The sequence below is a fragment of the Ruegeria sp. CI1 genome, assembly GCF_056536925.1.
Map to the genome: position 1 here is coordinate 185,586 of NZ_JBQFQP010000009.1, position 19,300 is coordinate 204,885.

Here is a 19,300-nt window from a genome sequence, read left to right on the forward strand (position 1 = left end):
AAAAGGATTTTCGAACTTAACGGCGATCTGCAGCAACCGGGTATTATGAACCGTAGTCAAAAGCCGCTTCTGAAAGGCCAATCAGATTGCCTCGATTTTCCCTCGACCATCCTTTTTCAATACGCCGGATACAAAAGACCCATCACAGCACATAACACACAAGCAGAACCCAGCCCGGTAAATAGTTTCTAACTCTCAGTGTTCAAAGGGTTCAGTCTTCTGTGGAAACGCCAGCACTTGGTGCGTCAGCCACGATTTGTTTCAGCTTTTCAGGGGTGAAAGTTGGGAATTCGCGCCGGATCAAGCGCTCGACGCGGTTTCTCGCGCGCTCAGTCTCAAAGTTTGGATCGGTGGAAATTGCCTTGCGCAGTTTCCGTCCTTGTCGGGCGCGAGTGTCCGAGCTGTTGTGGGCCACATGTATGTATGAATGTGGGCGAGGATCCATGATCGACGGGTTGAGTTCGTAGTACCCTCTATGCCGCCCTTGATACGGGTTGCGTATCTGCCCGGGTGCATTCACCAGTGCCCAGGCGATTGCGATATAGGGTTCAAATTTCCGCAGAAGAAAAGAGTCCGTTCCGTCATGGGCTAGGTAAAATCCGCGCGGCATCGATATCAGGGTGTTGGGGACCGCATGTTCGCCCAGCCGTTTCAGGCGCGATATCGTGTATGCGGAAATCGCATCGTCGTCGTCCATCCTAAAATGAACAGTCTTTTGTTCAATGCCAGAGGTCAGTTCTTCTACTTTTGGGTTAAGAGCGTCTGTAATGTGGTCTGCGTCACTATAAATTATTTCGATTTGTGGAATATCAGCGCAGGCTTGTTCTAGGCTCGCTTTATAGACGTCCGGCATGATTGTAGAGGCGGCCACAATGACCTTGAAGTCAGGGTCGGTTTGAAACCGGAGAGATGGCAGAGTGATGTTTTCCAGAAAGTACAGGCGTTCGGCCATGCGCTCAGGGTTGTAGAGGGCGTCCAAACGCTCTGCTTCCTCTAGTTCCGCCCGACCGATTTTGGTGTCGTTTCTGCCAAAATAGGAAAATCGAATGTAGCCAAAAACCTTCATGAAGTGCTCATTTGTATGGGGATCTTTGTGTTTGGGGGGATTTTTCAACGCAGATTGTCGCTAAACCTATGGGTCCCTTTTGAGGGTCTGGAATCGTGTGTGACTTCTGGTGGACCCCCGCGCCGGTTCGATGGAGTCGATTGACTGATCTAAGTCAAAAGCGTTTTGTTAGAAAGATCCATCAATTTATCTGGTTTTGGTTGGCGTGCTTGTTGTCAATTTCGCAACACCAATCGCCGTGCGACCTCCGGCGCCGGGAAATCTGATGTTATACCATCCTGACGGCGCGGAAGACGCTGGCTGGCAAAAGGGTTTTTGCGCCGAGATCCTGATTTACCCCTTGGAAACCCAGGCTGTCTGGCCTAAAGAGGGCTGCGGAATAAAGCGTGCGATTCGTCGTGCGCTTTATTTTGTTTCGTCCAAGACGGTGGGTGGGTCCATATGGCCCCTTAATTTCCTGCCTGAGACGGGAAAGACCAAAGAATTCGAGGGTCCCACCCTCGGGCGATTTTTGGCTCAACCCCGTACAACGGACCTGAACGCCGGGACTCAGGCCTCGGCAAATATGAGCCGGGATGACCCATCATCCCTAATTTGGAGAGAACTGTGGATAGAGCCCAGAAAGAGAAAGTGGTCGAGGAACTCGGCCAGATCTTCGAAAGCTCTGGCGTCGTGGTGGTTGCTCACTACGCCGGTCTGACAGTTGCCGAGATGCAGGATCTGCGTTCGCGTGCGCGCGAAGCAGGCGGGTCCGTGCGTGTTGCCAAGAACAGGCTCGCCAAAATCGCCCTCGAGGGTAAGCCGTGTGCAAGCATGGCCGACCTGCTGACGGGTATGACCGTTCTGACCTATTCCGAAGACCCCGTGGCGGCAGCCAAGGTGGCCGAGGACTTCGCCAAGGATAACAAGAAATTTGAGATCCTCGGCGGCGCAATGGGCGAGAACGCTCTGGACCGGGCCGGCGTCGAAGCCGTGTCGAAAATGCCGTCGCGCGAAGAGCTTATTGCTCAGATCGTGTCGTGCATCGGCGCACCTGCTTCGAACATCGCTGGCGCGATTGGCGCACCTGCAAGCAATATCGCAAGCATCCTTTCCACCATCGAAGAGAAGGCGGAAGCTGCGTAAGCGGTTGGCACTGAATGATCTGCGTGGGGTTGTGAATGCCCCGACGTTGGAACACACACTGTAAACGGAAAGAGCTGATACAATGGCTGATCTGAAGAAACTGGCAGAAGAGATCGTTGGTCTGACCCTGCTGGAAGCACAAGAACTGAAAACCATCCTCAAGGACGAGTACGGCATCGAGCCCGCAGCTGGCGGCGCCGTCATGGTCGCAGCAGCTGGTGGCGACGCCGGTGGCGCAGCCGAGGAAGAAAAGACCGAATTCGACGTCGTTCTGAAGAACGCCGGCGCTTCGAAAATCAACGTCATCAAAGAAGTTCGTGGCATCACTGGCCTGGGCCTGAAAGAAGCCAAGGAACTGGTCGAAGCCGGCGGCAAGATCAAAGAAGGCGTTTCGAAAGAAGAAGCCGAAGAAGTCAAGGGCAAGCTGGAAGCAGCTGGCGCCGAAGTCGAGCTGGCCTAAGCCAACCGACAGGTGCATCGCTGATGTGCCGCAGAATTTGGCTGGACCCGGAGAAATCCGGGTCCAGCCGAACCTGTCTTAGAAAGGGCCTCTGACAGGGGGGGCGTTTTCTAAGACACGGTTTTCGGATCGGGAGGCCGCCTTCGGGACGGTGGCCATGAATTGATCCGGACGTGTCGTCTCGAATGTGCAAGATGCCGGGGCCCGACGGTGTCTTTGCCCGCTGAGAACATCGAAAGGTGACATCTGACATGGCTCAATCGTTCCTTGGCCAGAAACGTCTTCGTAAATATTACGGCAAAATCCGCGAAGTTTTGGAAATGCCGAACCTCATTGAGGTACAGAAATCTTCTTATGATCTTTTCCTGCGTTCCGGTGATGCCGAACAGCCAGCCGACGGCGAAGGTATCAAAGGCGTGTTCCAGTCGGTTTTCCCGATCAAGGATTTCAACGAAACTTCCGTTCTGGAGTTCGTGAAGTACGATCTGGAAAAACCGAAATATGACGTCGAAGAGTGCATGCAGCGCGACATGACCTACAGCGCGCCGCTCAAGGTTACTCTGCGTCTGATCGTCTTTGATGTCGATGAGGACACCGGCGCCAAGTCGGTCAAGGACATTAAGGAGCAGGACGTCTTCATGGGCGACATGCCCCTGATGACTCCGAATGGCACCTTTATCGTCAACGGCACTGAACGTGTGATCGTGTCCCAGATGCACCGCTCGCCGGGCGTGTTCTTTGACCATGACAAGGGCAAGACCCATTCCTCGGGCAAGCTGCTGTTTGCCTGCCGCATCATCCCGTATCGCGGCTCGTGGCTGGACTTCGAGTTCGACGCCAAGGACATCGTTTTTGCCCGCATCGACCGTCGCCGCAAGCTGCCGGTGACGACGCTGCTATATGCGCTGGGTCTGGATCAGGAAGGCATCATGGATGCCTATTACAATACCGTTTCCTACAAGCTGGCGAAGAAGAAGGGATGGGTCACCCCGTTCTTCCCCGAGCGCGTGCGCGGCACCCGTCCCACCTATGACCTGATCGACGCCGCCTCGGGCGAAGTGATTGCCGAAGCCGGTAAGAAGATCACCCCGCGCGCGGTCAAGAAATTGATCGAGGAAGGTGCCGTCACCGACCTGCTGGTTCCGTTCGATCATATCGTAGGCAAGTTTGTCGCCAAGGACATCATCAACGAAGAAACCGGTGCGATCTATGTCGAAGCCGGGGACGAGTTGACGCTGGAATATGACAAGGATGGTGAACTGATCGGCGGTTCCGCGAAAGAACTGATCGACGCGGGCATCACCGATATCCCGGTTCTGGATATCGATAACGTCAATGTCGGCCCCTACATGCGCAACACCATGGCGCAGGACAAGAACATGAACCGCGAAACCGCGCTCATGGATATCTACCGCGTCATGCGCCCGGGTGAGCCGCCCACCGTCGAAGCGGCGTCGGCCCTGTTCGATACGCTGTTCTTTGACAGCGAGCGCTATGACCTCAGCGCTGTTGGCCGGGTCAAGATGAACATGCGCCTTGCGCTGGACAAGCCGGACACTCAGCGCACGCTGGACCGCGAAGACATCGTGGCCTGCATCAAGGCACTGGTGGAACTGCGTGACGGCAAAGGCGATGTGGACGACATCGACCACCTCGGCAACCGCCGGGTGCGCTCGGTCGGCGAACTGATGGAGAATCAGTACCGAGTCGGCCTGCTGCGCATGGAGCGCGCGATCAAGGAACGCATGTCGTCGGTCGAGATCGACACCGTCATGCCGCAGGACCTGATCAACGCGAAACCGGCTGCTGCTGCCGTGCGCGAGTTCTTTGGCTCGTCGCAGCTGTCGCAGTTCATGGACCAGACCAACCCGCTGTCCGAAGTCACCCACAAACGCCGCCTGTCGGCGCTTGGCCCCGGTGGTCTGACGCGCGAGCGCGCGGGCTTCGAGGTTCGCGACGTGCACCCGACCCACTATGGCCGGATGTGCCCGATTGAAACGCCGGAAGGCCCGAACATCGGTCTGATCAACTCGCTGGCCACCTTTGCCCGCGTGAACAAGTATGGCTTCATCGAAACGCCTTATCGCGTCGTCAGCGAAGGTCAGGTGACCGATGAGGTCCACTACATGTCCGCGACCGAGGAAATGCGTCACACTGTGGCGCAGGCCAACGCGACGTTGGACGAGAACGGCAAGTTCATCAACGAGATGGTCAACACCCGCCAGGCCGGCGACTATACGCTGGCGCCGGTGGAAAGCGTCGACCTGATCGACGTGAGCCCGAAACAGCTGGTTTCGGTTGCCGCCTCGCTGATCCCGTTCCTCGAAAACGACGACGCCAACCGCGCTCTGATGGGCTCGAACATGCAACGTCAGGCGGTTCCGCTGCTGCGGGCCGAGGCACCGCTGGTCGGTACCGGTATCGAGGAAAAGGTTGCGATCGACTCGGGCGCTGCGATTCAGGCGAAACGCGCCGGTATCATCGACCAGGTCGATGCCCAGCGTATCGTTATTCGCGCCACCGAGGATCTGGAATTGGGCGATGCTGGCGTTGACATCTATCGTCTGCGCAAGTTCCAGCGTTCGAACCAGAACACCTGTATCAACCAGCGTCCGCTGATCAAGGTGGGTGACACCGTCCAGAAGGGCGAAGTCATTGCCGACGGTCCGTCGACCGACATGGGTGAACTTGCTCTGGGTAAGAACGTGGTCGTCGCGTTCATGCCGTGGAACGGTTACAACTACGAAGACTCGATCCTGATCTCGGAACGTATCGCACGTGATGACGTCTTTACCTCGGTCCATATCGAGGAATTCGAAGTTGCCGCCCGTGACACCAAACTGGGCCCGGAAGAAATCACCCGCGACATCCCGAACGTCGGTGAAGAAGCGCTGCGCAACCTCGACGAGGCGGGCATCGTTTACATCGGTGCGGATGTCGAACCAGGCGATATTCTGGTCGGCAAGATCACTCCGAAGGGCGAAAGCCCGATGACCCCGGAAGAAAAGCTGCTGCGCGCCATCTTTGGTGAAAAAGCATCCGACGTGCGCGACACCTCGCTGCGCGTTAAGCCGGGCGATTACGGTACGGTCGTCGAGGTTCGCGTCTTCAACCGTCACGGCGTCGAAAAAGACGAGCGTGCATTGCAGATCGAGCGTGAGGAAGTCGAACGTCTGGCCCGTGACCGGGACGATGAGCTGACGATCCTTGACCGCAACATCTATGCGCGTCTGCAAAGCTTGATCCTCGGCAAAACCGCTGTCAAAGGCCCGAAAGGTGTCAAGGCAGGATCGGTGATCACCGAGGATCTGCTGGACACTCTGACCCGTGGTCAATGGTGGCAGCTGGCGCTGGAAGACGAGCAGGACGCACAGATCGTTGAGGCTCTGAACGAGCAGTACGAAGTGCAGAAGCGCGCTCTGGATGCCCGTTTCGAGGATAAGGTCGAGAAAGTCCGCCGTGGCGACGACCTGCCGCCGGGTGTGATGAAGATGGTCAAAGTCTTCATCGCCGTGAAGCGTAAGCTGCAGCCGGGCGACAAGATGGCCGGTCGTCACGGGAACAAGGGTGTGATCTCCAAGGTTGTTCCGATGGAAGACATGCCGTTCCTGGCCGATGGTACTCCGGTTGACTTCTGCCTGAACCCGCTGGGTGTGCCTTCGCGTATGAACGTTGGTCAGATCCTCGAAACCCACATGGGTTGGGCCGCGCGCGGTCTGGGTCTGAACATCGATGAGGCACTGGGTGAATACCGCCGCTCCGGCGACCTGACTCCTGTACGCGAAGCGATGAAGCTGGCCTATGGCGAAGATGTCTACGAAGAAGGCATCACCGGCATGGACGAGGACACGCTGGTCGAGGCAGCGGGCAACGTGACCCGCGGTGTTCCGATCGCAACCCCTGTCTTCGACGGCGCCAAAGAGGCTGACGTCAACGATGCGCTGGTGCGTGCGGGCTTCTCGCAAAGCGGTCAGTCGATCTTGTTCGACGGTCGTACGGGTGAGCAATTTGCGCGTCCGGTGACCGTGGGCATCAAGTACTTGCTGAAACTGCACCACCTGGTGGACGACAAGATCCACGCGCGTTCGACCGGGCCGTACAGCCTGGTCACCCAGCAGCCGCTGGGCGGTAAGGCGCAGTTCGGTGGTCAGCGCTTTGGTGAGATGGAAGTCTGGGCTCTGGAAGCTTACGGCGCCGCCTACACCCTGCAGGAGATGCTCACCGTGAAATCGGATGACGTCGCCGGCCGGACCAAGGTCTATGAGTCGATCGTCAAGGGCGAGGATAACTTTGAAGCGGGCGTACCGGAATCGTTCAACGTTCTGGTGAAAGAAGTCCGTGGCCTCGGCCTGAATATGGAACTCCTGGATGCGGAGGAAGAGTAGGGGCGGCAGCGCCCCACACTCATCCCATCCCAATTTGTAAGGACGCAAAATGAACCAGGAAATCACCAACAACCCGTTCAATCCGCTGACGCCGCCGAAAGTGTTCGACGAGATCAAAGTCTCGCTGGCGTCGCCCGAGCGGATCCTGTCTTGGTCCTATGGCGAGATCAAGAAACCCGAAACCATCAACTATCGCACGTTCAAGCCCGAGCGTGACGGTCTGTTCTGCGCGCGCATCTTTGGCCCGATCAAAGATTACGAATGTCTGTGCGGCAAATATAAGCGGATGAAGTATCGCGGCGTTGTCTGCGAGAAATGCGGTGTGGAAGTCACCCTGCAGAAAGTCCGCCGCGAGCGCATGGGCCATATCGAACTGGCCGCGCCCGTCGCGCATATCTGGTTCCTGAAATCGCTGCCGTCCCGCATCGGTCTGATGCTGGACATGACGCTGCGCGATCTGGAACGGGTTCTCTACTTTGAAAACTACGTCGTCATCGAGCCCGGTCTGACCGACCTGACCTACGGCCAGATGCTGACCGAGGAAGAGTACATGGACGCACAGGATGCCTATGGCATGGACGCGTTCACCGCCAATATCGGCGCCGAGGCCATTCGCGAGATGCTGGCCCAGATCGATCTGGAAGCCGAAGCCGAGCAGCTGCGCGCCGATCTGGCCGAAGCAACCGGCGAACTGAAGCCCAAGAAGATCATCAAGCGTCTGAAGGTTGTTGAATCCTTCCTCGAGTCGGGAAACCGACCCGAGTGGATGGTAATGACTGTGATCCCGGTCATTCCGCCGGAACTGCGCCCGCTGGTTCCTCTGGATGGTGGCCGATTTGCGACCTCGGATCTGAACGATCTGTATCGCCGCGTGATCAACCGGAACAACCGTCTGAAACGTCTGATCGAACTGCGCGCGCCTGACATCATCGTCCGCAACGAAAAGCGGATGTTGCAGGAATCCGTTGACGCTCTGTTCGACAATGGCCGTCGTGGCCGCGTGATCACCGGCGCCAACAAGCGTCCGCTGAAATCGCTGTCGGACATGCTGAAAGGCAAGCAGGGTCGTTTCCGTCAGAACCTTCTGGGCAAGCGGGTCGACTTCTCGGGCCGTTCGGTTATCGTGACTGGTCCCGAACTCAAGCTGCACCAGTGTGGTCTGCCCAAGAAGATGGCGCTGGAGCTGTTCAAGCCGTTCATTTACAGCCGCCTTGAAGCCAAGGGTCTGTCTTCGACCGTGAAACAGGCGAAGAAACTTGTCGAGAAAGAGCGCCCCGAAGTGTGGGATATCCTCGACGAGGTGATCCGCGAACACCCTGTCATGCTGAACCGTGCGCCGACGCTGCACCGTCTTGGCATTCAGGCATTCGAACCGGTCCTGATCGAAGGTAAAGCGATCCAGCTGCACCCGCTGGTCTGTTCGGCTTTCAACGCCGACTTCGACGGTGACCAGATGGCCGTTCACGTGCCGCTGAGCCTTGAGGCACAGCTGGAAGCCCGTGTTCTGATGATGTCGACAAACAACGTTCTGTCGCCAGCAAACGGCGCGCCGATCATCGTTCCGTCGCAGGACATGATCCTGGGTCTCTACTATGTGACCCTGGAACGCGAAGGCATGCCGGGTGAAGGCAAGGTCTTTGGTTCGATCGACGAAGTTCAGCACGCGCTGGACGCGGGTGAAGTGCATCTGCACACCAAAATCACCGCGCGGATCACGCAGATCGACGACGAAGGCAACGAAGTTCAGAAGCGCTATGAAACCACTCCGGGCCGTCTGCGTCTGGGTGCGTTGCTGCCGATGAACAACAAGGCGCCGTTCGAACTGGTCAACCGTCTGCTGCGAAAGAAGGAAGTGCAGCAGGTGATCGACACCGTCTACCGTTACTGCGGGCAGAAAGAGTCGGTTATCTTCTGTGACCAGATCATGTCGATGGGTTTCAAGGAAGCGTTCAGGGCCGGCATCTCGTTCGGCAAGGACGACATGGTCATCCCGAACGACAAGTGGGGCATCGTTGATGACACCCGCGATCAGGTGAAGGATTTCGAACAACAGTACATGGACGGCCTGATCACTCAGGGCGAAAAGTACAACAAGGTTGTCGATGCCTGGTCGAAATGTAACGACCGCGTCACCGAGGCGATGATGAACACCATCTCGGCTTCCGCGCGTGACGAGAATGGTGCCGAGCAGGAACCGAACTCGGTCTACATGATGGCCCACTCCGGTGCGCGGGGCTCGGTGACTCAGATGAAACAGCTGGGTGGTATGCGTGGCTTGATGGCCAAGCCGAACGGCGACATCATCGAGACGCCGATCATTTCGAACTTCAAGGAAGGTCTGACCGTTCTTGAATACTTCAACTCGACCCACGGTGCCCGTAAGGGTCTGTCGGATACCGCTCTGAAAACCGCGAACTCGGGCTACCTGACCCGTCGTCTGGTGGACGTGGCGCAGGATTGCATCGTGCGTGAAATCGACTGCGGCACCGACCGCGCAATCACTGCCGAAGCAGCGGTTAACGACGGTGAAGTCGTTGCCTCCCTGGCCGAGCGTGTGCTGGGTCGTGTCTCTGCCGATGACGTTCTGCGTCCGGGAACGGATGAGGTTCTGGTCGCTGCAGGTCAGCTGATTGACGAGCGTATGGCTGACGCCATCGACGAGGCTGCCGTTGCTTCAATGCGGATCCGCTCGCCTCTGACATGTGAGTCGGAAGAGGGCGTTTGCGCCACCTGCTACGGTCGTGACCTTGCGCGCGGTACCATGGTGAACACGGGCGAGGCTGTCGGTATCATCGCCGCACAGTCGATCGGTGAACCGGGTACACAGCTGACGATGCGGACGTTCCACATCGGTGGTGTTGCCCAAGGTGGTCAGCAGTCGTTCCAGGAAGCAAGCCAGGACGGCGTCATTGCCTTCGAAAACCCGCAGATCCTGGTCAATGCCGCAGGCGAAAGCCTGGTCATGGGCCGTAACATGAAGCTGGTGATCAACGACGAACACGGCGAAGAACGCGCCAACTTCAAGCTGGGCTACGGCTCCAAGCTGTTCGTCAAGGACGGCACCAAGGTCAAGCGCGGCGACAAGCTGTTCGAATGGGATCCCTACACCCTTCCGATCATCGCCGAGAAAGCCGGTACCGCGAAATATGTCGACCTGGTTTCGGGCCTTGCGGTTCGCGACGAGACCGATGACGCAACCGGCATGACCCAGAAGATCGTGATCGACTGGCGCGCGGCGCCACGCGGCAGCGACCTCAAGCCCGAAATCATTCTGGTGGGCGAAGATGGCGAACCGGTGCGCAACGATGCGGGCAACCCGGTTCACTATCCGATGTCGGTGGATGCGATCCTGTCTGTCGAGGACGGCCAGCAGATCGAAGCCGGTGACGTTGTCGCGCGTATTCCGCGCGAAGGCGCCAAGACCAAGGACATCACCGGTGGTCTGCCACGTGTTGCGGAACTGTTCGAAGCACGTCGTCCCAAGGATCACGCAATCATCGCCGAAGCCGATGGTTACGTGCGCTTTGGCCGCGACTACAAGAACAAGCGCCGCATCACCATCGAACCGGCCGACGAGTCGATGGAGCCGATCGAATACATGGTACCCAAGGGAAAACACATCCCGGTGCAGGAAGGCGACTTCGTGCAGAAGGGTGACTATATCATGGACGGCAACCCGGCCCCGCACGACATCCTTGCCATCATGGGCGTCGAAGCGCTGGCGGATTACATGATCGATGAGGTGCAGGACGTCTATCGCTTGCAAGGTGTTAAGATCAACGACAAGCACATCGAAGTGATCGTGCGCCAGATGCTGCAGAAGTGGGAGATCCTCGAATCCGGCGATACCACCCTGCTGAAGGGCGAGCATGTCGATAAGCAGGAATTCGATGCGGCCAACGAAAAGACCATCGCACGCGGCGGTCGCCCGGCCCAGGGTCAGCCGATCCTGCTTGGCATCACCAAGGCCTCGCTGCAGACGCGTTCGTTCATCTCGGCGGCGTCGTTCCAGGAAACCACCCGCGTTCTGACCGAAGCCTCGGTTCAGGGCAAGAAAGACAAGCTGGTGGGTCTCAAGGAAAACGTGATCGTCGGTCGCCTGATCCCGGCCGGTACGGGCGGCGCAACCCAGCGCGTCCGCCATATCGCGCAGACCCGCGACAACGTGGTGATCGAAGCCCGCCGGGAAGAGGCCGAAGCCGCCGCTGCCCTGGCCGCTCCGATCATGGAGGACGACATCATCGGGGACGAACTCGACACCTTGGTCGATACTCCGGAAAGCCGTGAATAAACTTTGGTCTATGTCGAAAACAAAACCCGCGCTCAGGCGCGGGTTTTTTTTGTGCGCGTGCCAGAAAGCCGTGTTGGTCAGCCAAGAATCTGAAGTGGGTCCGGCAAAACTTCGGCTGGTGAGCACAAAGTGAACTCTGCGGCGGGTTAAGCTTCTCGCACCAATCGAATAAAGGAAAAACTGGTCAGACCGGCAAGAAGGATGGGTCTATTGCCCGGTTATTCCGGCTATCTTCAGATTCGACGATTGTTACCCGGCACTGATTGCTGGCATTGCTCAATTCGGCACGCCCGAGGACTTGCTGCTCGGTCCCGCGGAAATTGAGCATTACCCCCGCCGACGAAACAAGCGCACAGGCTCTCTGAGTGGCGGCTGGATACATCATCCTTCGGCGGCAGACACTGCCCGCTGATAGAGATGCCATGTGGTGTGACCAAGGATCGGAAGGGTAAAGATCAGCCCCAGAAACGCGGGAACCAGCGACAACAGCATTGTGACCGATATGATCGCCGCCCAGCTGAGCATGACCACTGGGCTTTCCGAGACGACGCGTAAAGAGGTTAACATGGCGGAAACAAAATTGGTTTCCCGGTCCAGCAGCATCGGCATGGCGACGACGGTCACCGAGAACAGGACAGCCGACAAAAACGCGCCCACACAGGTGCCGACCGCAAGAAAGATCCAGCCCTGAGGTGTAAAGAATACGGTGTTCAAAAAACCGTCAAGATCCGAAAAGGATGCATTTTGCAGGATGATCGCCAGCCAAAGCCGAACCTGGTAAATCCACACCCAGAAAATGAACAGGGTGACAAAGGCCATCCAGCCCATTTCGCGCTTGCGTTGATTGGCCATGACGATGAGGATCTCGGACCAGCCAAAACTCTCTCCCTTCTGCAACCGGCGGGACATCTCGTAAAGCCCGGCGGCGGCGAAAGGTGCAACCAGCGGAAAGCCTACAATGGCAGGAATGATCATCCAGATCTGACCAAGCCAGACCAAACTCCAAACCAGCAGGATTCCGAAGGTTGCATAGAACAGGCCGAAAAAGCCGCTCATGACGGGGCGCGACAGAAAGTCGGAAAACCCGGCCTTCAGCGAAGCGGAAATATCACCCCCGGTCACTCTATTGACCTTGGGCAAGGCCCCTTGTTGCGGCGTCAGATTGTCCGGTGGTGTAGGGTCTGCAGTCTTGGATGTCATGACACACTCCTCCCAAAGCGTGGCATCGCGCTGGTCCGTCTGCCAACAGATCCGACTGTGAGGCAGACATTCCTCTCCCGCATACAAATTTGCATCAAGTGAAGCGCAAGGGCAAGTTGGGAGTGTGATCGCTTCGCCCCAAAGCAAACCAACACGGCGTGCGTCGCTAAGGTCAAGCCCACTGTGACAGCGAACTTGCCCATGGCTTTGCCAGCGCCGTGGGAGTATCGAAGGGGACATGCTCAATCCGCCCCTCCGAATCCTTCTTCTTGTCCTGTTGCTCTGGCTTTCAGGGCTTGGTGCGGCCGGGCAGTTCGCCAAGATCGCGGTTCCGTTCGACATGCTGGCGCAAGCCTATCCCGATGCGGCTGCAAGCTTGGGTTTGGTTTTGTCCGTCATCAGTCTCTTTGGCATCCTTTTTGGCATGACTGCGGGCATCGTTGTGGCGCGGGTGGGGTATCGCCGAATGCTGGTGCTGGGCCTGTGTCTGGGCGCGGCGATGTCGCTGTGGCAAGCTGCCCTGCCTCCAATTGTTCCGATGCTGGTCAGCCGCACCATCGAAGGGTTGTCGCATCTCGCCATCGTCGTCGCCGCGCCCACGCTGATGGCGCAGATCTCCTCGGATCGATATCGCAACCTGGCGATGACCTTGTGGAGTACGTTTTTTGGCGTGTCCTTCGCCATTGTAGCATGGGTCGGATTGCCATGGGCGCAGGTTCACGGGCTAAAGGCCTTGTTCCTCGCCCATGGTCTGGCCATGGCGGCGTTGGCTGCTATGGTGTGGCTGGTGCTCAAACCCGATGATCCAACGACCGGGGCGAAAGTTGGCTCGATTACGCCGCGTAAGGTGTTGCGCCAGCATCTTTCCGTCTACAGCTCTCCTCGCCTTGCCGCGCCTGCTGTCGGCTGGCTTTTCTATACGCTGACTTTCGTGTCACTGGTCGCGATCCTGCCTTTCTTGTTGCCAGCTGACCTGCGTGCCACCATAGTGGGGTTGATGCCGTTGACCAGCATTGCGGTGTCGCTGCTGGTAGCCACCGCCCTTATGCGCATCTGGTCTGCCATCGGTGTCGTCGTGTTCGGCTTTGCCCTGTCCGCGCTTGTGCTGGCGGGGTACTGGTTGGGGGTTTCAGCTCCGATTCTATGCGTGACACTGTTCGGGACACTGGGCCTTGTCCAGGGCGCCAGCTTTGCCGCCATCCCTCAGTTGAACACATCAATAGAGCATCGTGCGCTTGCCAACGGGGCAATGGCCCAGATGGGCAATTTGGGCAACACACTGGGAACACCGATCTTTCTGTTCGTTCTGGGGCGCTATCAGTTTGGTGGATTGGTGAGCGCTGTGATCCTGTGCTATCTCGCCGGGATTATCGTGCATATATGGTTGTGGCGCCGCCGCAGCCTCATGCAATTCCGTTAACATCTTGCCTTTTTCGACATCCATGCCAGAACTGTATGGTTGGCAGGCTCACGGACCGGACCGGAGCGGTTGACACCCCCTGGCACCGAGGTCGCAACATGTCTTCCAACACGCAAGGCGCGTTCCTGATGATGGGCAGCATGGCGGCGTTCACGATCAACGACGCGATCGTCAAGGCGGCCGCAGCGGACCTGCCCCTGTTTCAGCTGGTCGCCATGCGCGGTGTTCTGGCCACCACGCTGATCTATGTCCTGTCTCGGCATTTGGGCACCCTGCACCTGAATTTCCCCCGGCGTGACAAGATCCTTGTTGCATTTCGTTGCGTTGCCGAGGTCGGCGCCACGTTCCTGTTTCTGTCAGCGCTGGTACACATGCCGTTGGCGAACGTGACGGCGGTCTTGCAGGCATTGCCCCTGACCGTGACCCTGGGCGCGGCGATTTTATTCAAGGAACCGGTCGGGTGGCGGCGGGCGGCGGCAATTGCGGTCGGGTTTGCGGGCATGCTGTTGATCGTCCGCCCTGGTCCTGAAGGTTTCAATATCTATGCGCTTTATGCGTTGGCGGCGGTCGCCATGATTACCGCCCGAGACCTTTTGACCCGGCGCATGTCGGCCGCCGTACCGTCAATGGTCGTTACGCTCGCAACGTCCACCACCATAACACTCACCGCCGCATTGGCATCGCTCGATACCGGCTGGGTGCCGGTTGCGCCAGCCACCGGCATGATGGTCGCCTCGGCGGCGGTGTTCGTTCTGATGGGGTATCTGTTCAGCGTCATGGTGATGCGCGTTGGCGAGGTCGGGTTCGTCGCCCCGTTCCGTTATTCAAGCCTGATCTGGGCGCTTCTCCTGGGCTTTGCGGTTTTTGGCGATTGGCCTGATCCGCTGACTTTGTTTGGCGCGGCTCTCGTCGTGGCCGCCGGCTTGTTCACTCTGTTCCGCGAGCGCGCGATCAAGGACTGAACCCGCGCCTGGAAACCCGGTCGGTGTCAATCGCAAACCGGGCGGCGAATTCTTCTTTTTGATCTGCCGTCAGAGGCAACAGATCGACGGGTTGCGCCCTTGCCCTGCGCGAGTCGTTAAAGCTGCCATGCGACCGCACCCACATAGGCACATCCGAAAAGCTGACCGCTGGCATGAACCGCGCAATCTTGTTGTGAGCAAAATTCATGATCGTCAGCGGACAGCCGCCCCGGACATACATCCCAAGTGCCACTCCCAGGAACGGTCTGGTTTCTTCCAGTACGCGGGTGCCACCGCTGTTGAATTCAGCTGCGTAACCACGACTGAAATCGACTGCGACAGCCTTGTTGCGTTTCAGCAACCCGTCGCAGTCGCCGGCGGCTTGCCGAAGTCTGGCGACAAAATCAATCGCGACGGCATCGTCGTCGTCATGCCGGAACTGCAGACATGGTGCATCTGGTGATGCGCGCTCCGCATTCAGGATTTCTTTCATCACCTCCCGGTGCGGGCGCGGCGGTTGGGCGACGATCCTGACCTGCCGTATATCGGCAGTCAGGTCATGCAACCGGTCGCGATCCGGTTTCGGCAGGCTGTCCCCAATCACGATGATCAAGGTAAAATCCTGATCGGTTTGCGCGCGCAGCCCCGGTAGCGAGACGGCTTCAAACAGCCGGAATCGCTCTTCCAACCGGTCGCAATCATAGAGATAGCGAATTCTGTCCTCGACAGTGTCATGCGCGACCTGAAATCCCCCAAGTGCGGGGTACGAAAAGCGGCACAGGCCGAGAACTTGCATCTATGACTTCCAGCGAGGTTTGTTCCCGACGGACTATGCCGTTGGCCGTCTGCGCCTGCAACCGCTCCGAAACCGGCTTGTTTGCCGGTCAAAACGGCGATATCCGGCGGATAAGGCGCCCTGCGCAGATGGAATCGGGTCGGGCTGTTGACACTTTGCCCGACTCCCCCTATTACGCGCGTCATCTCGGCACCGGGGGCCGCCCCAACGCCGATTCCAGTAATGAACTGGTCAAGGCCCGGACAATTTTGCAGTTCGCGCCCTCTGATAACAAACCGCGACGTTCACCTCGGAATGGGAACGCTCGCGGGTTTTGCGCTTGTGGACGCATAAGCGCAGCGAAGTTAGCCGCACGCAACGCGCGTGCATGTCATGTGTGTTGCAAAACGGGGAAGAAACCGGAATGCCAACTATTCAACAGCTGATCCGCAAACCGCGGCAGCCGAAAGTAAAACGCTCGAAATCCATGCACCTGGAGCAGTGCCCGCAGAAACGCGGCGTCTGCACACGTGTTTACACCACCACACCGAAGAAACCGAACTCGGCTATGCGTAAGGTTGCCAAGGTGCGCCTGACCAACGGGTTCGAGGTCATCTCGTACATCCCCGGTGAAAGCCACAACCTGCAGGAACACTCGGTTGTTCTGATCCGTGGCGGCCGTGTGAAAGACCTTCCCGGTGTGCGTTACCACATCCTGCGCGGTGTTCTGGATACCCAGGGCGTCAAAGACCGTAAGCAACGCCGTTCGAAATACGGCGCGAAGCGTCCCAAGTAAGAAGGAGAGGCTGATATGTCACGTCGTCACGCCGCCGAAAAACGCGAAGTCCTGCCTGACGCCAAGTTTGGCGACAAGGTTCTGACCAAATTCATGAACAACCTGATGATCGACGGCAAGAAGTCGGTCGCAGAGCGCATCGTCTATAACGCGTTCGATCGCGTTGAAACCAAGATCAAGCGCGCACCCGTCGAAGTGTTCCACGAAGCGCTCGACAACATCAAACCTTCGGTCGAAGTTCGCTCGCGCCGCGTGGGTGGTGCAACCTATCAGGTTCCGGTCGAAGTGCGCCCCGAGCGCCGCGAGGCACTGGCCATCCGCTGGCTGATCGCCGCCGCGCGCAACCGCAATGAAAACACCATGGAAGAGCGCCTTGCTGGCGAACTGCTGGACGCCGTTCAATCCCGCGGTACCGCCGTCAAAAAGCGCGAAGACACCCACAAGATGGCCGAGGCGAACAAAGCCTTCAGCCATTACCGCTGGTAACCCTAGAGGCTTACACTTATGGCACGCGACTATCCGCTTAATTTGTACCGCAACTTCGGTATCATGGCGCACATCGACGCAGGTAAGACCACCTGCTCGGAGCGTATCCTGTATTACACCGGCAAATCCCACAACATCGGTGAGGTGCACGACGGTGCAGCCACCATGGACTGGATGGAGCAGGAACAGGAACGCGGCATCACCATCACCTCGGCTGCAACCACCACCTTCTGGGAGCGCACCGAGGACGGTCAGACCGCCGATACCCCCAAGCACCGCCTGAACATCATCGACACCCCCGGCCACGTTGACTTCACCATCGAAGTCGAGCGTTCGCTGGCGGTTCTCGACGGTGCCGTCTGCGTTCTCGACGCAAACGCCGGTGTTGAACCGCAAACTGAAACCGTGTGGCGTCAGGCTGACCGCTACAAGGTTCCGCGCATGGTGTTCGTCAACAAGATGGACAAGATCGGCGCAGACTTCTTCAACTGCGTCCGCATGATCGAAGACCGCACCGGCGCCCGCGCGGTTCCGGTTGGTATTCCGATCGGTGCTGAATCCGAGTTGGAAGGCTTGATCGACCTGGTCACCATGGAAGAGTGGCTGTGGCAGGGCGAAGATCTGGGCGCAAGCTGGATCAAGGCCCCGATCCGCGACAGCCTGAAGGACATAGCCGAAGAATGGCGCGGCAAGATGATCGAAGCGGCCGTCGAAGAAGACGACGACGCGATGATGATGTACCTGGAAGGCGAAGAGCCCGATGTGCCGACCCTGCGCAAACTGCTGCGCAAGGGCACTCTGGCGCTGCACTTCGTTCCGGTTCTGGGTGGCTCGGCGTTCAAGAACAAGGGCGTGCAGCCGCTGCTCAATGCGGTGATCGACTATCTGCCCAGCCCGCTGGACGTTGTCGATTACATGGGCTTCAAACCCGGTGACGAGGAAGAAGTTCGCAACATCGCCCGCCGCGCAGACGACAACATGCCGTTTGCGGGTCTGGCGTTCAAGATCATGAACGACCCCTTCGTCGGTTCGCTGACCTTCACCCGGATCTACTCCGGCGTGATGAACAAGGGTGACCAGATCCTGAACTCGACCAAAGGCAAGAAAGAGCGCATCGGTCGTATGATGATGATGCACTCCAACAACCGGGAAGAGATCGACGAAGCGTTTGCAGGCGACATCATCGCGCTGGCGGGTCTGAAAGACACCACCACCGGTGACACCCTGTGCGATGCCAAGGAACCTGTGGTTCTCGAAACCATGACCTTCCCCGAGCCGGTGATCGAAATCGCGGTCGAGCCCAAGACCAAGGGCGACCAGGAAAAGATGAGCCAAGGCCTTGCCCGTCTGGCAGCCGAAGACCCGTCGTTCCGCGTGGAAACCGACCTGGAATCCGGTCAGACCATCATGAAGGGCATGGGCGAACTTCACCTGGACATCCTGGTGGACCGTCTCAAGCGCGAATTCAAGGTCGAGGCCAACATCGGTGCGCCGCAGGTGGCTTACCGTGAAACCATCTCGATGCCGGTCGAACACTCCTACACCCACAAGAAACAGTCGGGTGGTTCGGGTCAGTTCGCCGAGGTCAAGCTGGAAATCCAGCCGACCCAACCGGGCGAAGGGTATTCGTTCGAAAGCCGCATCGTTGGTGGCGCGGTTCCGAAGGAATATGTGCCGGGCGTCGAAAAGGGTATTCGTTCGGTCATGGATTCCGGTCCGTTGGCTGGCTTTCCGGTGATCGACTTCAAAGTGGCCCTGCTGGACGGCAAGTTCCACGACGTTGACTCGAGCGTTCTGGCGTTCGAAATCGCGGCGCGGATGTGCATGCGCGAAGGCATGCGCAAAGCTGGTGCGAAGCTGCTGGAACCGATCATGAAGGTCGAAGTGATCACCCCGGAAGAATACACCGGTGGTATCATCGGCGACCTGACCTCGCGTCGGGGCCAGGTGTCGGGTCAGGAACCGCGCGGCAACGCGATCGCAATCGCTGCGTTCGTTCCGCTGGCCAACATGTTCGGCTACATCAACACCCTGCGTTCGATGTCGTCGGGCCGTGCCCAGTTCACCATGCAGTTCGACCACTACGATCCGGTTCCGCAGAACATCTCGGACGAGATCCAGGCGAAATACGCATAAGACCGGGTGGCGGGGTGAACCCCGCCCTACCCATTCCACTGTAGGGTGGGTTTCATCCCACCATCCGTAAGAAAAAAGGAGCCTTGCAATGGCAAAGGAAAAGTTTGAGCGTAACAAACCGCACGTCAACATCGGCACGATCGGCCACGTTGACCACGGCAAGACGACGCTGACGGCGGCGATCACCAAGTATTTCGG

General features: G+C 58.2%; 13 protein-coding genes. 10 read left to right on the forward strand and 3 right to left on the reverse strand.

Annotation, left to right across the window (positions count from 1 at the left end):
* Positions 1–211: 211 nt before the first annotated feature.
* Entirely contained in the window at positions 212–1,066 is an 855-nt protein-coding gene (locus tag ACR0LZ_RS12760) for a glycosyltransferase (protein WP_480750185.1), read from the reverse strand.
* Between the two features lie 606 nt (positions 1,067–1,672).
* Here ACR0LZ_RS12760 and rplJ point away from each other — a divergent pair.
* The 4 genes from rplJ (at position 1,673) to rpoC (ending at position 11,327) form a co-directional block, all read left to right on the forward strand.
* Positions 1,673–2,191, forward strand: coding sequence for a 50S ribosomal protein L10 (gene rplJ, locus ACR0LZ_RS12765; RefSeq protein WP_480750186.1), 519 nt, complete (start codon positions 1,673–1,675; stop codon positions 2,189–2,191).
* Between the two features lie 82 nt (positions 2,192–2,273).
* Positions 2,274–2,651: a 50S ribosomal protein L7/L12 gene (rplL, locus tag ACR0LZ_RS12770; protein WP_480750187.1), complete on the forward strand. Its 378-nt coding sequence runs from the start codon at positions 2,274–2,276 to the stop codon at positions 2,649–2,651.
* A gap of 251 nt (positions 2,652–2,902) precedes the next feature.
* Positions 2,903–7,036 carry a DNA-directed RNA polymerase subunit beta gene (gene rpoB / locus ACR0LZ_RS12775; RefSeq protein ID WP_480750188.1) on the forward strand — a complete coding sequence of 1,378 codons (4,134 nt, stop codon included), beginning with the start codon at positions 2,903–2,905 and terminating at the stop codon, positions 7,034–7,036.
* Positions 7,037–7,085: 49 nt separating this feature from the next.
* Positions 7,086–11,327, forward strand: coding sequence for a DNA-directed RNA polymerase subunit beta' (rpoC, locus tag ACR0LZ_RS12780; protein WP_480750189.1), 4,242 nt, complete (start codon positions 7,086–7,088; stop codon positions 11,325–11,327).
* Positions 11,328–11,708: 381 nt separating this feature from the next.
* On the opposite strand, the gene ACR0LZ_RS12785 is transcribed toward rpoC, so the two are convergent.
* Positions 11,709–12,527, reverse strand: a complete 819-nt coding sequence (locus tag ACR0LZ_RS12785) for a DUF2189 domain-containing protein (RefSeq protein ID WP_480750190.1) — start codon at positions 12,525–12,527, stop codon at positions 11,709–11,711.
* A 238-nt stretch (positions 12,528–12,765) separates the two neighbouring features.
* Between ACR0LZ_RS12785 and ACR0LZ_RS12790 the strand changes: the two genes are divergently transcribed.
* Both ACR0LZ_RS12790 and ACR0LZ_RS12795 read left to right on the forward strand, forming a co-directional pair.
* Complete coding sequence (locus tag ACR0LZ_RS12790) at positions 12,766–13,947, forward strand: MFS transporter (RefSeq protein WP_480750191.1); 1,182 nt, start codon at positions 12,766–12,768, stop codon at positions 13,945–13,947.
* 98 nt (positions 13,948–14,045) lie between these two features.
* The gene (locus ACR0LZ_RS12795; RefSeq protein WP_480750192.1) at positions 14,046–14,909 is read left to right on the forward strand and encodes a DMT family transporter; all 864 of its coding nucleotides are present in this window, start codon (positions 14,046–14,048) and stop codon (positions 14,907–14,909) included.
* Here the strand turns inward: ACR0LZ_RS12795 and ACR0LZ_RS12800 are convergent.
* Complete coding sequence (locus ACR0LZ_RS12800; RefSeq protein ID WP_480750193.1) at positions 14,899–15,705, reverse strand: putative rhamnosyl transferase; 807 nt, start codon at positions 15,703–15,705, stop codon at positions 14,899–14,901. The two genes, ACR0LZ_RS12795 and ACR0LZ_RS12800, sit on opposite strands and share 11 nt — an antisense overlap.
* Before the next feature lie 403 nt (positions 15,706–16,108).
* Here ACR0LZ_RS12800 and rpsL point away from each other — a divergent pair, with 403 nt between their 5' ends.
* From rpsL to ACR0LZ_RS12820, 4 genes are all read left to right on the forward strand, one after another.
* Positions 16,109–16,480: a 30S ribosomal protein S12 gene (gene rpsL, locus ACR0LZ_RS12805; RefSeq protein ID WP_005621086.1), complete on the forward strand. Its 372-nt coding sequence runs from the start codon at positions 16,109–16,111 to the stop codon at positions 16,478–16,480.
* Positions 16,481–16,495: 15 nt separating this feature from the next.
* Positions 16,496–16,966, forward strand: a complete 471-nt coding sequence (rpsG, locus tag ACR0LZ_RS12810; protein ID WP_138842352.1) for a 30S ribosomal protein S7 — start codon at positions 16,496–16,498, stop codon at positions 16,964–16,966.
* An 18-nt stretch (positions 16,967–16,984) separates the two neighbouring features.
* On the forward strand, positions 16,985–19,102 hold the full coding sequence (gene fusA, locus ACR0LZ_RS12815) for an elongation factor G (protein ID WP_480750194.1): 2,118 nt from the start codon (positions 16,985–16,987) through the stop codon (positions 19,100–19,102).
* Positions 19,103–19,190: 88 nt separating this feature from the next.
* Positions 19,191–19,300, forward strand: a 110-nt coding sequence (locus tag ACR0LZ_RS12820) for a GTP-binding protein (RefSeq protein ID WP_170611170.1), incomplete at its 3' end; no start/stop codon positions are given.